A 12,013-nucleotide genomic window follows, 5' to 3' on the forward strand; every position below is an offset into this window, starting at 1 on the left:
GCGGCTCAGGTCGCGGCAAGCGCCTCGGCGATCAGCTTGCGGCTTTCGGGAATCCCGTAAAGCGCGATGAAGCTGCCCATGCGCGGCCCCTGGCTGGAACCGAGCAGCGTTTCGTACAAGGCGCGGAACCAGTCGCGCAGCGTTTCGAAGCCGAATTCCTCGCGCTTGCCAATTTCGTAGACCAGCGTCTGGATGTCCTCGGCCGATGTGCCCGGCGGCACCTTCGCGAGCTCGCCATCGAGGGCCCTCAGGGCCGCCGCTTCGTTCGCGGCGGGCGCACGCTTCTTGAGCGTGGGCGCGATATAATCGCGGGCGTAATTTGCGGCGGCAATCACCATGCCATGAAACCCGGGGGTCTCCCAGATCCTTGGATCATTCACATAATTACGGATATAGTCTTCCAAATGCTCCGGTTTCGCTTCGGCGCCTAAGACACCCGCTAAGTTGAGTAGCAATCCGAATGTGACCGCTGGCGTGTCGCCAGCCCCCACGCTGCCGCCGTTGGCACGCAGAAGGTGCCACACGGGATTGCCGAGCTGCTTGTCGACCGCCTGGTCAGGAAGATTGCCGCGAAACTGCCAGTACTCGTCGACCGCCTTCGGAATCACGCCGATGTGCAGCTGCTTGGCGCTCTTGGGTTCGCGGAAGATGTAGAAGCCCAGGCTTTCCTCGGTCCCGTACGTCAGCCACTCGTCGATGGTGAGACCGTTGCCCTTGGACTTGGAGATCTTCTCGCCCTTCTCGTCGAGGAAGAGCTCGTAGATCATGCCTTCGGGGCGTCGTCCGCCGAGGATCTTGGCGATCTTGCCCGACTGCGTCACGCTGTCGGTCAGGTCCTTGCCGCACATCTCGTAGTCGACGCCGAGAGCCACCCAGCGCATCGCCCAGTCGACCTTCCATTGCAGCTTGGCCTGCCCGCCGAAGATGGTCTGTTCGACCGCTTCGCCATTTTCGTCGGTGAAGCGGATCATGCCGCTCGCTGGATCGAGCACTTCGATCGGCACTTGCAGCACGACGCCACTGGTCGGCGAGATCGGCAGTACGGGCGAATAGGTTTGCCGCCGTTCCTCGCGCAGAGTCGGCAGCATGACGCCCATGATCGCATCGTAGTGCGACAGCACGTTGGCCAGCGCATCGTCGAAGGCGCCCGAATTGTAGCGGTCGCTGGCCGAGACGAATTCGTATTCGAAGCCGAAGCGATCAAGAAAGTCGCGGAGCTGCGCATTGTTATGATGCGCGAAGCTCTCGTAGGTGGAACCGAACGGGTTCGGGATGCGCGACAGCGGCTTGCCGAGATTGGCGGACAGCAGCGCCGGATCGGGCACATTGTCCGGCACTTTGCGCAAGCCATCCATGTCGTCCGAGAACGCGACCAGCCGCGTCTTGCCGTCTTCGGGGCGCGCGCCGATCAGAACCTCGTAGGCGCGCCGGACCAGCGTCGTGCGCAGGACTTCCTGAAACGTGCCGATATGCGGCAGGCCCGAGGGGCCGTAGCCCGTTTCGAACAGCACGGGCGCGCCGCCGGGCTTGCCATCGGGAAAGCGCTTCAACAGCTTCTGCGCTTCCTGGAACGGCCAGGCCTTGGATACGCGTGCGGCTTCGGTCAGGGCATCTTCGGTCATGGGACGCGCTCTTCGCGGGAATGCGCCCATTCCGCAAGAGCCAAGCTTCGAATCCACGCGGAGGGGAACCTCCCTGCAATGGAGCCGTTGGGCATATCAACATTCGTTAATATGCCAATCCAGGGAGCCGGACCCCCGTGAATTATCTCGATACCCTGCGCGAACAGGTCGATCTGATGGTCAAGGGATTCGTGCAGGCGCTGCCGTCCATCGCCATTGCGCTGATCATCATCGTCATCACGTGGCTGGCAGCGAAGGGCGCGGTGAAAATCGCCGACAGGATCACCGGCAAGACCCATATTCGTGAAGATCTCAAGGCCCTGGTCGATACGATCGTCAAGCTGGCGATCTGGATCGTAGGCCTGCTCATCGCGGCGACGGCCGCCATTCCCAGCTTCACACCGGCCGGCGCGTTTGCCGGCCTGGGCATCGGCGCGGTCGCCATCGGCTTTGCTTTCCAGGATATCTTCGAGAACTTCCTCGCCGGCGTGCTGATCATGCTGCGCGAAAAGATGCGGTTGGGCGACGTGATCGAGTGCGAAGGCATCCTCGGCAAGGTCGAGAAGATCACCTTGCGCGAAACCCACGTTCGTCAGCTCTCCAACGAGCTGACCGTCGTGCCCAATTCGATGCTGTTCAAGAATCCGGTGAAGATCCTCACCGACGAAGTCATTCGTCGCAACGAGGTGGTGATCGGCGTGTCGTACGATACCGATCTCGAACAGGCGCAGGACATCATCCTGAAGACCGTCGAAAGCATCGACGCCGTGAACGGCGACAAGCCGGTCATCGTCTATGCGCAGGAGTTCAACTCCAGCTCGATCGACTTCCTCGTGCAGTGGTGGGCCAAATCCACCCCGCGCGACCTGCGCCAGACGAAGAGCGAGATCATTATCGCGGTAAAAAAGGCGCTCGACGAGGCGGGCATCGAGATCCCGTTCCCCTACATCACCCATACGTTCAAAGAGAACGTGCCTCTGGTGCAAGCCTCGACCGAAGGCCAGGCGGCGGACAACGACGCCGCCTGATCGAGTTTGCTGCCCCTAGTCCCGCGATCTTGAATTGTAGATCACTTCGGTCAGAATGGCGGGCAAGGGGGAAAGAACATGTTCGCTCGCTATGGGAGCGCGCTGGCGCTCGGTCTGGTAACCGCCCTGTGCTTGCCGCAAGGGCTCGCCCTATCCAAGGCAGTTGTGATCGAAGGTGCGACCTTGGTCGACGTGGTCGATGGCCAGCCTCGGCGAAAACTGGCAACCCTCGTCATCGAAGGCGACCGCATCGTCCAATCGTCTCTGGTCAAGGAGACGGCTAAATCCGATCAGCCGCGGGTGCTTTCGGCGTCAGACCACTTTGTGCTGCCGGGCCTCGCCGACATGCACGTGCACGTCTGGGACGAGGCGGAGCTTGGCGCTTATCTCGCGCATGGCGTAACGACTGTCCGCAACATGTCGGGTATGCCTTTCCACCTGGATTTGGCGCGGCGGATCGAAGAAGGTTCGCTTGTCGGACCGCGACTACTGACGACGGGACCGATCCTCAACAGCCCGGGCCCGAACGCGCAGATCAATCACCAGATGGTCAAGACCGCCGCCGAAGCGCGAGAAGCGCTCGCGGCGCAGGCGGACACCGGTTACAAACGGATCAAGGTGTATTCGAACCTGCAACGCGAGCCCTACGAGGCCATTCTTGAGGAGGCGAGCAAGCGAGGCATGCTTGTGACCGGCCACTCCCCCGAAGGCTCGCGGGGGCCGGGAATTCCCTTCGAAGAACCGTTCGCGATCCCCTTCGAGGACGTGCTCGACGATGGCTTCGAGACGATCGAACACAGCGAATCGATCCTCTGGCATGGCCTCACGGACCGCCTGGACGAAAGCGCCGCCCGCGAACTGGCGCGCAGGATCGCCACCGCCGGTGTCACGGTGACGCCCACGCTGCTCGCGCATCACAATCTTGTTCGCGTTGCCGAAAGCGACGGGGCCTTTGCCCGCAGGCCGGAAGCCGCGACGCTTAATCCGATCGAGCAACAGACCGAAACTCAATATATCGCGACATGGGCGGCGCGCGATGCCGCCGACCACCTCGACAAGGACGCGTTCATCGGCACGCTGACCCGCCTGATGGCCGAAGAAGGCGTACCTCTCGTCACGGGGAGCGACGCTGGCATCTTTGCCAATCCGCCGGGCGTCTCCCTGATCGACGAACTGGAACTGCTCGTGCGAGCGGGCCTGACGCCGGCCGAGGTCATTGCCGCCTCGACGCGAGAGGTCGCTCGTTTGCTGGGGGAAGACGAGCGAAGCGGCTGCCTTGACGTCGGCTGCGCAGCCGATCTCGTCATCTATTCGTGTGATCCGACCGAGCGCATCTCGTGCGCGCGAAGGCCCCTCGCCGTCGTCCGCCGGGGTCGCTTGTTCGATCGCGCGGAGCTTGACGCCATGCTCGAACAGGCCCGGCACCCAGATGTCGAGCGGACCTTGCGCAATCTGACGGAAGGCATGGCGGCGCAAGGCACGCCGATCGATCCGGCGGCACTGGGTCTCTAGCAGCGCCAATCTGCGACGCGAAAATTGGGCCGCGATCCACGCGTGCGGCAGGGCGGTCTCGTGGACGCAAAAAAACCGGTCCCGCCGAACCGCCGATCGAGATGACGCCAACACGCAATAAGATCTGCGCTGCGCTGCCCTGACCTTCCCTTTCACATTCATCGCACCCTTTCCGACATCGCCGACATTACGCGCCGTTTACTTTTCGTTCCGCCCTCCCCATGCTCTGGGCATGACTCCCAAGGCCCTCCCCGCGCTCCACTGCAGCCATGCCGGGACCTGGCTTCGCGATGCCTCGGGGACGCGCGCGGTCTCCAAGGGCGAGGCCGTGATGACGGCCGCCGATACGCCCGTCCTGATCCTGAATGCACCGCTCGTCGCGACGCGGCTTGGCTATCCGGACTTGTCGGGGCTCGATCTGCTCGAGCTTTATGCGTTCGTCTTTCCTGCGCGGTTCGTCGTTCCCTCGCCCAAGGGGCTGGCGCAGACGCTGGGCCTGGCGCTGCCTGCTACCGAAAGCGATGTGCCAGAGCTGTTCCAGCAGGCCGCGGAAACTCTGCTCGCGACCTGCGAGGATCCGGCCTGGCCCGAACGGGAAGGCGCCTGGAGCGCGCTGCAATCGCTGACGCGGCTGCGCTGGCCCTGGGCGGGGCTGCTCGCCAGCCGGATCGCAAAGCCGCAGCGGGCCGAGCGCTGGCTCTTTTCCCGCTTGCCGGAATGGGAAGAAGCAGGCGAATTGCCACAACCTGCGCAAGTCACGCTCATCGAGGAGGACGTGACCACAAGGCTCGGGCATCTGACGGGTAGCGAGGCCGAGGCCAGACCCGGGCAGCAGGCTTTCGCGCGCGAAGCGGCACAGGCCTTTGCGCCGCGGCAGCGCGAAGGGCAGCCTCACTTGCTGCTCGCGCAGGCCGGGACGGGGATCGGCAAGACGCTGGGCTATCTCGCGCCCGCTTCGCTGTGGAGCGAACAAGCGGGCGGGACGGTGTGGGTCTCGACCTTCACCAAGGCGCTGCAACGCCAGCTTCGCCAGGAAAGCCGCCGCGCCTGGCCCGATCGCCGCGCCGACGGCAGCCGGCCGGTGGTCGTGCGCAAGGGGCGCGAGAACTATCTGTGCCTGCTGAACCTGGAGGATGCGTTGCAAGGCGGCTTCGCCGGTCGTCCCGCGATCCTGGCGCAGCTTGTCGCGCGCTGGGCAGCGTACAGCCGTGATGGCGATATGATCGGCGGCGACCTTCCCGGCTGGCTCGGCACCCTGTTTCGGCAGCGAGGCATCGCCGCGCTCACCGATCGGCGCGGCGAATGCGTCTACGCCGGCTGTCCGCACTATCGCAAATGCTTCATCGAACGCGCCGCGCGGGCTTCGGCGCGGGCCGATCTCGTCATCGCCAATCACGCCCTCGTCATGGTCAATGCGGCGCGCGGGCGCGATCATGCCGCACGCCCGACCCGCATCGTGTTCGACGAGGGACATCACGTGTTCGACGCGGCGGATTCGACCTTTGCCGTGGCTCTCAGCGGCACCGAGACGATCGAGTTGCGCCGCTGGGTGATCGGGCCCGAATCCACCTCGCGCGGGCGCCGGCGCGGCCTTGCCGCCCGGCTTGCCGACATCGCCAGTTACGACGAAGCCGGGGGCCGCGCGATCGCGGCAGCGCGCGCCGCCGCGGAAGCCCTGCCTGCGGACAAGTGGCTGCAACGCCTCGCCGAGAACGCCCCGAGCGGCCCTGTGGAAGAGCTGCTCGGCGCCGTCCGCGCGCTGGTCTATGCGCGCGACGAGAGCGGGGGACAGGACGCGGGCTACGGACTCGAAACCGAAGCCGCGCAACTCGAGGGCAGCTTCGTCGAACTCGCGCAGGCGGCGCGCGCCGCGCTGGTCGAGCTGCGGCAACCGCTCATGCGGCTCGGCGTTCGGCTCGAGGCGATCGTCGAGGAACCGCCGGACTGGCTCGATAGCCAAGGCCGTGCGCGGATCGAGGGAGCGCGTCACTCGCTGGCCTGGCGGATCGATTTGCTTGCGGCATGGGAAGCCCTGCTCGAACGGCTCGGCGGTCCGGCCGATCCGGATTTCGTCGACTGGCTTTCGGTGGAGCGATCCGATTCGCGCGAATTCGACGTCGGCCTGCACCGCCGCTGGCTCGATCCGATGAAGCCGTTCGCGCGTGTCGTGCTCGAGCCGGCGCATGGCGTGATGATGACCTCCGCAACGTTGCGCGACGGCGAGGACTGGGATCGTGCCCTGGCCCGCAGCGGCGCCGCGCATATCGCCGCCAATCCGCGGCTCTCGGCGCAGGAAAGCCCGTTCGATTACGCCGGCCAGGCCGAAGTCCTGATCGTGACCGACATTCCGCGCGGCGACATTCCCGCGCTTGCCGCCGCCTACGGTCGCCTCATCGAGGCATCGCAAGGCGGTGTGCTTGGCCTGTTCACCGCGATACGGCGATTGCGCGCAGTCCATGGCCGCATTGCCGATCGGCTCGCGCGCAGCGGGTTGCCACTCTATGCCCAGCACGTCGATCCGATCGATACCGGCACTCTGGTCGATATGTTTCGCGACGATCCGGCGGCGTCGTTGCTGGGTACCGATGCGCTGCGCGATGGGGTCGACGTGCCTGGCCATTCGCTGCGGCTGGTAGTAATGGAACAAGTGCCCTGGCCGCGCCCGTCGATCCTGCATCGCGCGCGCCGCCTCGCGGGCGGAGGCTCAGAGTTCGACGACACCATCATCCGCGCGCGACTGGCGCAGGCGTTTGGCCGCCTCATTCGCGGTCGCGAGGATCGCGGCCATTTCGTGGTGCTATCCGCAGCATTCCCTTCGCGCCTGCTGAACGCGTTCCCGCCGGGCACGCCGGTTCGTCGGCTCGGACTCGACGAGGCCTTGCAACGCGTGGCCGGGCATGGTTCAGACGTGCCGCTGCCGGCGTAATCCCGCGACGCCTCCCGACATCAAGACGAGCATTCGATGAAGACCCTCGCCATTTTCCGCCACGCCAAGTCGGACTGGAACGACGCGCGTCTGCGCGACTTCGATCGCCCGCTCAACACGCGGGGGCGCAAGGGGGCGGAAAAGATGGGCAACTTCATTCGTGCCCATGAGTGGCGGTTTGATCGGGTACTGGCCTCTCCTGCAGTCCGGGTGACGCAGACGATCGAGATCTCGGCACAGGCCGCAGGCGGGACGCCGCCGGTCATCTGGGACCGCCGCCTCTATCTCGCGAGCTCCGATACACTGCAGGACGTTCTGCGCGGGCAGGAAGGTGATCCGGGCTCGATCATCATGGTCGGCCACAATCCTGGGCTGGAAGATCTGATCCTCGACCTCGTCCCGGATGACGGCACATGCCCGCTGCGCGACGTGGTAGAGGAGAAGTTTCCGACCGCCGCCTTCGCGCTGCTCGAACTCGATATCGCAGCCTGGAGCGAGGTCCGCGAGGAGTGCGCCTGCTTGCGCCACTTGACGCGGCCGCGCGATCTAGACCCCGAACTGGGGCCGCAGTTGCGAGACGAATTCTGATGAGAGGCAGTCGGACCGGTGCTTGCGGCCCGTCAGGCGTGTCGCAGCGCGCTCGCCAGCTCGTCGCGCAAGGACTGCAGCTTGGCCCTGACTTGCTCTGACATGACGGCAGCCTCGGGAGCGACACCTGTGTCATCCTCCGCCGCAGGACTCTTGCCCTTCCCCTCCAGCGCGAGTCGGGCACCCCGCAGAGTGTAGCCTTCGTGATGCACGAGCCGGTCGATCTGCGCCACCAGGGCAACGTCTTCGGGCCGATAATACCGACGGCCACCGCTACGCTTCACCGGCTTGAGCATGGGAAATTGCTCTTCCCAATAGCGAAGGACGTGCTGGCGGATGCCTAGGGCTCGCGTCACTTCGCCGATGGTCCGCATGGCTTCGGGCTCCTTGCCGTCATCGAAGCCTGGGAATGCCGGTTCGCTCACGCCGGTTCGCTCACGCCGGTTCGCTCACAGTGCGGCGATCCGGTCCTTGAGCATCTGGCTCGCGCGGAAAGTCAGCACACGCCTGGGCGTTATCGGCACTTCGATCCCGGTCTTGGGATTGCGTCCCACGCGCTCCCCCTTGTCGCGCAGGAGGAACGTGCCGAACCCGGAAATCTTGACGTTTTCGCCGCCGGACAACGAATCGCACATCAAGCCCAGGATGGATTCGACCATGGCAAGCGAATCGGCGCGCGAAAGCCCGAGCTTGCGATGAATAGCTTCGGCAATTGCCGCTCGCGTAAGCGTCTCCATGGAGCGCACCTTTCCCCAATCCTTGCCACGCAACCCTTACGGATCATATGGCAATACGCGGGAAACGCAATGCTTAGGCCAAAAGTAATTTCAGGCCCCGCGGACTGAAACCAAAGTTACATTCGGATTAAACTTGCGCCCCAAGTAAAACCACCACCCATTGCCTCGAGCATGACAAGGTCGCCCTGCTGAATTCGCCCGTCCCGAACGGCTACAGACAGTGCCAAGGGAACAGATGCTGCAGAAGTATTGGCATGTTGTGCCACTGTCATAATAACTTTTTCAGCAGGTAACGCTAACTTCTTCGCAGTGGCATCAAGTATGCGCGCATTGGCTTGGTGCGGAACCAGCCAATCAATGTCCGAAACCTGAAGTCCCGTATCTTCAAGCACTTCACGTAGGACTTGTGCTAAATTGAACACAGCGTGACGAAAGACTTCGCGGCCCTTCATCCTCAGCTTGCCCACCGTGCCCGTGGTCGAAGGGCCGCCGTCGACGAACAGCAGCTGGTTATGCGCACCATCCGCGTGCAGCCGGGTGGCCAGGATGCCGCGTTCATCCGGTCCATCGGAGACCTCACGCGCTTCCAGCACGATCGCTCCGGCACCGTCCCCGAACAGGACGCAAGTGGTGCGATCTTCCCAGTCGAGGATGCGACTGAAGGTTTCGGCGCCGATCACCAGCGCCCGGTTCGCCATTCCGGAACGCAGCATCGAGTCGGCGACGCCGAGCGCATAGAGAAAGCCGGAGCAGACCGCCGCCACATCGAAGGCGATGCCGCCGTTGCAGCCGAGATTTTGCTGGACCACGGTCGCGGTGGCGGGAAACGTCTGATCGGGCGTCGCCGTGGCAAGAACGATGAGATCGATGTCGCTGGCCGCCATCCCGGCAGCCTCGAGCGCTTCGCAGGCCGCGATCGTCGCCAGGCTCGCAGTGGTTTCGTCATCGCCCGCGATATAGCGGTTGGTGATGCCGGTGCGTTCGACGATCCATTCGTCGCTGGTTTCGAGGTCGAGGCTTTCAGCCAGTTCCGCGTTCGACACCGCACGCTTGGGCAGGGCCGAACCGGTTCCGACCAGTATGGAACGGCGCATCAGGCTCGCGCCTCCTGCTGCCGACGCATGCCAAGACTCTTCTCACCCACGCGCGCCAGATCGGCGGTGATCCGCACCGTAACATTCTCCTCGAGCAGCCGCGCCGCGACCGCGACCGCATGCGCTACACCGGCCGCACTCGCACTGCCGTGGCTTTTCACCACGATACCGTTGAGGCCCAGAAAGACGCCGCCATTGTGATTGTTGGGATCGAGATGGTGCTTCAGTAGCTCGGTCGCGGGTTTGGAAATCAGGAAGCCCACTTTCGAACGCAGCGAGCTGGAAAAGCTGCGGCGCAGCAAGTCGCCGACGAACCGCGCGGTCCCTTCGACCGCCTTGAGCGCGATGTTGCCCGAAAATCCGTCGGTCACGACGACATCGACATCGCCGCGGCATAGCTTGTCCGCCTCGGTGAAGCCATCGAACTCGATCGACAGATCATCGGCCGCTTCCTTGAGGATTTGCGCCGCGTCGCGCAGCAGGTCGGTGCCCTTGATTTCCTCGGTGCCGATATTGAGCAGCCGCAGGCGCGGCGCTTCCCGGCCGGTCATGACGCGAGCATAGGCAGCGCCCATGATCGCGAACTGCACCAGATTGCGCGTGTCGCACTCGGTGTTTGCGCCGAGATCGAGCATGACCACGTCGTTGTCGCCCAAAGTCGGGATCAGCGCGGCCAGCGCCGGCCGGTCGATCCCCGGCATGGTCCGCAAGGTGAGCTTGGAGATCGCCATCAGCGCGCCGGTATTGCCGGCACTGATCGCCGCACCGGCATCGCCGGACTTCACCGCCGCGATCGCTTGCCCCATCGAGGTGGTCTTGGCACGACGAAGGGCCTGGCTCGGCCGATCCTCGCCCGTGATCACGTCCTCGGTGTGGCGGATTTCGGATGAAGCGCGCAAGTTCGGGTGCGCCTGCAGTGCGGCTTCGATCCGCGTCTGGTCGCCCACCAGCAAGAACTTGAACTGCTCGTGACGGCGACGCGCGATTGCCGCGCCTTCGACCATCACGCGCACGCCTTCGTCACCGCCCATCGCATCGACGGCGATACGCGGCAAACTCATCGACTTGTCTCCGGTGGTTCGGACTTAGATCTCGACAGCAACAATCTCACGGCCATTGTAATGACCGCAAGCCGAGCAAAGGTTGTGCGGGCGCTTGAGCTCACCGCAGTTCGAGCATTCGTGGAACGCTTCGGCCTTGAGAGCATCATGGCTGCGGCGCATGCCCCGACGTGACGGGGACGTTTTTCTCTTAGGGACAGCCATCTTGGCACCTGTTCCTACAAATACAGCATTGTCAAAAAGGCCGCCGGTGACCTACCGGCCCGGCGGCTCGCGAAGGCGCGCCTATACCCGATCTGCGACGAGTTGCAACCCGTTCCACGAGCGCACACTCTGATCGAACCCACAGAAACAGGATTTGTCCGTGATTCTCCAGACGACGCTATCTCTTGCCGCCGCCGCCGCCATTATCAACCTCTGGCTGATCTACCGGGTCGTCCGGCTGCGGATTTCCGAAAGCGTCCTGCATGGCGATGCGGGCAAGCCACTGTTGATGCAGCGCATGCGGGCCCATGCCAATTTCATCGAAAATACGCCGATCGTGCTGATCTTGATCGCCGCGATCGAATTGACCGGCAAGGGCGGCCGCTGGATCGCCTTCGTCGGCGCGCTGTTTCTGCTCGCGCGCGTGGCGCACGCCATCGGCATGGACCAGACCAATGCCGGCCCGCTGCGCGGCGGTGGGATGCTCGTGACCATGCTGGTCGCCGCCGGCCTGGCCGCGGTCGCGGTGCTGATCGCGCTGGGAGTGATCTGACCCCTCCTGGAGGACGGCGTCCTAGAGGACGGCGTCGCCCACGAACGGGTTGGTTCGCCGCTCGTCCCCGAACGTGCTGATCGGTCCGTGGCCGGGCACGAAGGTCGTATCGTTGCCGAGCGGCCATAGCCGGCCCGTGATCGATTCCGCCAAAGTCGCGAAATCGCCGCGCGGAAAATCGGTACGGCCGACGGAGCCCTTGAACAGCACGTCGCCGACGATGGCGAATTTCGACGGCGCGTGATGGAACACGACGTGTCCCGGCGTGTGGCCCGGGCAATGATAGACGTCGAGTTCGAGTTCGCCGACCGTCACCGTGTCGCCGTTCTCCAGCCAGCGGTCGGGTTCGAAGCTGTGCGCCTCCATGCCCCAGCGCGGCCCATCCTCGTCGAGCTGCGCGATCCAGAAGCGGTCTTCTTCCTGCGGTCCTTCCAGCGGGATCCCGATTTCCTTCGCCAGTTCACCGGCGAGACCGCAGTGATCGAGGTGGCCATGCGTGACGAGCACTTTCTCGAGCGTCACCCCGGCCTTCTCCACTGCCGCCTTGAGCTTGTCGAGATCGCCGCCCGGATCGACCAGGGCCGCCTTCCTGGTCTTCGTGCACCAGATCAGCGAGCAATTCTGTTCGAGCGCTGTCACGGGCAGGATGGCGACGCGCATTGGCGGTTCAGGGCGGTTCGTGTCCGGT

At 64.3% G+C, this 12,013-nt stretch carries 12 protein-coding genes; 5 read left to right on the forward strand and 7 right to left on the reverse strand.

Annotated elements, in window-relative coordinates:
- Positions 1-5 precede the first annotated feature (5 nt).
- The gene (locus GQO94_RS01020; protein WP_156839282.1) at positions 6-1,622 is read right to left on the reverse strand and encodes a lysine--tRNA ligase; all 1,617 of its coding nucleotides are present in this window, start codon (positions 1,620-1,622) and stop codon (positions 6-8) included.
- Between the two features lie 137 nt (positions 1,623-1,759).
- On the opposite strand from GQO94_RS01020, the gene GQO94_RS01025 reads away from it, so the two are divergent.
- The 4 genes from GQO94_RS01025 to GQO94_RS01040 all read left to right on the forward strand — a co-directional run bounded on the left by GQO94_RS01025 (position 1,760) and on the right by GQO94_RS01040 (position 7,676).
- A complete protein-coding gene (locus GQO94_RS01025; protein ID WP_156839283.1) occupies positions 1,760-2,650 on the forward strand; it encodes a mechanosensitive ion channel family protein in 891 nt (296 codons plus the stop codon).
- 78 nt (positions 2,651-2,728) lie between these two features.
- Positions 2,729-4,162 carry an amidohydrolase family protein gene (locus GQO94_RS01030; RefSeq protein ID WP_156839284.1) on the forward strand — a complete coding sequence of 478 codons (1,434 nt, stop codon included), beginning with the start codon at positions 2,729-2,731 and terminating at the stop codon, positions 4,160-4,162.
- Between the two features lie 232 nt (positions 4,163-4,394).
- Positions 4,395-7,088: an ATP-dependent DNA helicase gene (locus GQO94_RS01035; RefSeq protein ID WP_156839285.1), complete on the forward strand. Its 2,694-nt coding sequence runs from the start codon at positions 4,395-4,397 to the stop codon at positions 7,086-7,088.
- A 36-nt stretch (positions 7,089-7,124) separates the two neighbouring features.
- A complete protein-coding gene (locus GQO94_RS01040; RefSeq protein ID WP_156839286.1) occupies positions 7,125-7,676 on the forward strand; it encodes a SixA phosphatase family protein in 552 nt (183 codons plus the stop codon).
- Between the two features lie 32 nt (positions 7,677-7,708).
- On the opposite strand, the gene GQO94_RS01045 is transcribed toward GQO94_RS01040, so the two are convergent.
- The 5 genes from GQO94_RS01045 to rpmF form a co-directional block, all read right to left on the reverse strand.
- Positions 7,709-8,050 (reverse strand): MerR family transcriptional regulator, encoded by a 342-nt coding sequence (locus GQO94_RS01045; protein WP_156839486.1) that lies wholly within the window; start codon positions 8,048-8,050, stop codon positions 7,709-7,711.
- A gap of 75 nt (positions 8,051-8,125) precedes the next feature.
- The gene (locus GQO94_RS01050; protein WP_198045734.1) at positions 8,126-8,413 is read right to left on the reverse strand and encodes an integration host factor subunit alpha; all 288 of its coding nucleotides are present in this window, start codon (positions 8,411-8,413) and stop codon (positions 8,126-8,128) included.
- A 116-nt stretch (positions 8,414-8,529) separates the two neighbouring features.
- Positions 8,530-9,507 (reverse strand): beta-ketoacyl-ACP synthase III, encoded by a 978-nt coding sequence (locus GQO94_RS01055; protein WP_198045735.1) that lies wholly within the window; start codon positions 9,505-9,507, stop codon positions 8,530-8,532.
- Positions 9,507-10,568 (reverse strand): phosphate acyltransferase PlsX, encoded by a 1,062-nt coding sequence (plsX, locus tag GQO94_RS01060; RefSeq protein ID WP_156839289.1) that lies wholly within the window; start codon positions 10,566-10,568, stop codon positions 9,507-9,509. Before plsX ends, GQO94_RS01055 begins: the two co-directional genes overlap by 1 nt.
- Positions 10,569-10,592: 24 nt before the next feature.
- Entirely contained in the window at positions 10,593-10,772 is a 180-nt protein-coding gene (gene rpmF, locus GQO94_RS01065; RefSeq protein WP_156839290.1) for a 50S ribosomal protein L32, read from the reverse strand.
- Between the two features lie 160 nt (positions 10,773-10,932).
- Between rpmF and GQO94_RS01070 the strand changes: the two genes are divergently transcribed.
- Positions 10,933-11,325 carry an MAPEG family protein gene (locus GQO94_RS01070; protein ID WP_156839291.1) on the forward strand — a complete coding sequence of 131 codons (393 nt, stop codon included), beginning with the start codon at positions 10,933-10,935 and terminating at the stop codon, positions 11,323-11,325.
- A 21-nt stretch (positions 11,326-11,346) separates the two neighbouring features.
- Here GQO94_RS01070 and GQO94_RS01075 read toward each other — a convergent pair whose 3' ends face one another.
- On the reverse strand, positions 11,347-11,985 hold the full coding sequence (locus tag GQO94_RS01075) for an MBL fold metallo-hydrolase (protein ID WP_156839292.1): 639 nt from the start codon (positions 11,983-11,985) through the stop codon (positions 11,347-11,349).
- Positions 11,986-12,013: the final 28 nt, after the last annotated feature.

Source organism: Novosphingobium aquimarinum (assembly GCF_009746585.1).
In the GTDB taxonomy this organism is placed as follows: Bacteria; Pseudomonadota; Alphaproteobacteria; order Sphingomonadales; family Sphingomonadaceae; genus Novosphingobium; species Novosphingobium aquimarinum.

Coding starts and splice junctions, on each gene's coding strand:
- GQO94_RS01020 (WP_156839282.1), bottom strand. CDS start 1,622: ATGACCGAAGATGCCCTGACCGAAGCCGCACGCGTATCCAAGGCCTGG.
- GQO94_RS01030 (WP_156839284.1), top strand. CDS start 2,729: ATGTTCGCTCGCTATGGGAGCGCGCTGGCGCTCGGTCTGGTAACCGCC.
- GQO94_RS01035 (WP_156839285.1), top strand. CDS start 4,395: ATGACTCCCAAGGCCCTCCCCGCGCTCCACTGCAGCCATGCCGGGACC.
- GQO94_RS01040 (WP_156839286.1), top strand. CDS start 7,125: ATGAAGACCCTCGCCATTTTCCGCCACGCCAAGTCGGACTGGAACGAC.
- GQO94_RS01045 (WP_156839486.1), bottom strand. CDS start 8,050: ATGCGGACCATCGGCGAAGTGACGCGAGCCCTAGGCATCCGCCAGCAC.
- GQO94_RS01050 (WP_198045734.1), bottom strand. CDS start 8,413: ATGGAGACGCTTACGCGAGCGGCAATTGCCGAAGCTATTCATCGCAAG.
- GQO94_RS01055 (WP_198045735.1), bottom strand. CDS start 9,507: ATGCGCCGTTCCATACTGGTCGGAACCGGTTCGGCCCTGCCCAAGCGT.
- plsX (WP_156839289.1), bottom strand. CDS start 10,568: ATGAGTTTGCCGCGTATCGCCGTCGATGCGATGGGCGGTGACGAAGGC.
- rpmF (WP_156839290.1), bottom strand. CDS start 10,772: ATGGCTGTCCCTAAGAGAAAAACGTCCCCGTCACGTCGGGGCATGCGC.
- GQO94_RS01075 (WP_156839292.1), bottom strand. CDS start 11,985: ATGCGCGTCGCCATCCTGCCCGTGACAGCGCTCGAACAGAATTGCTCG.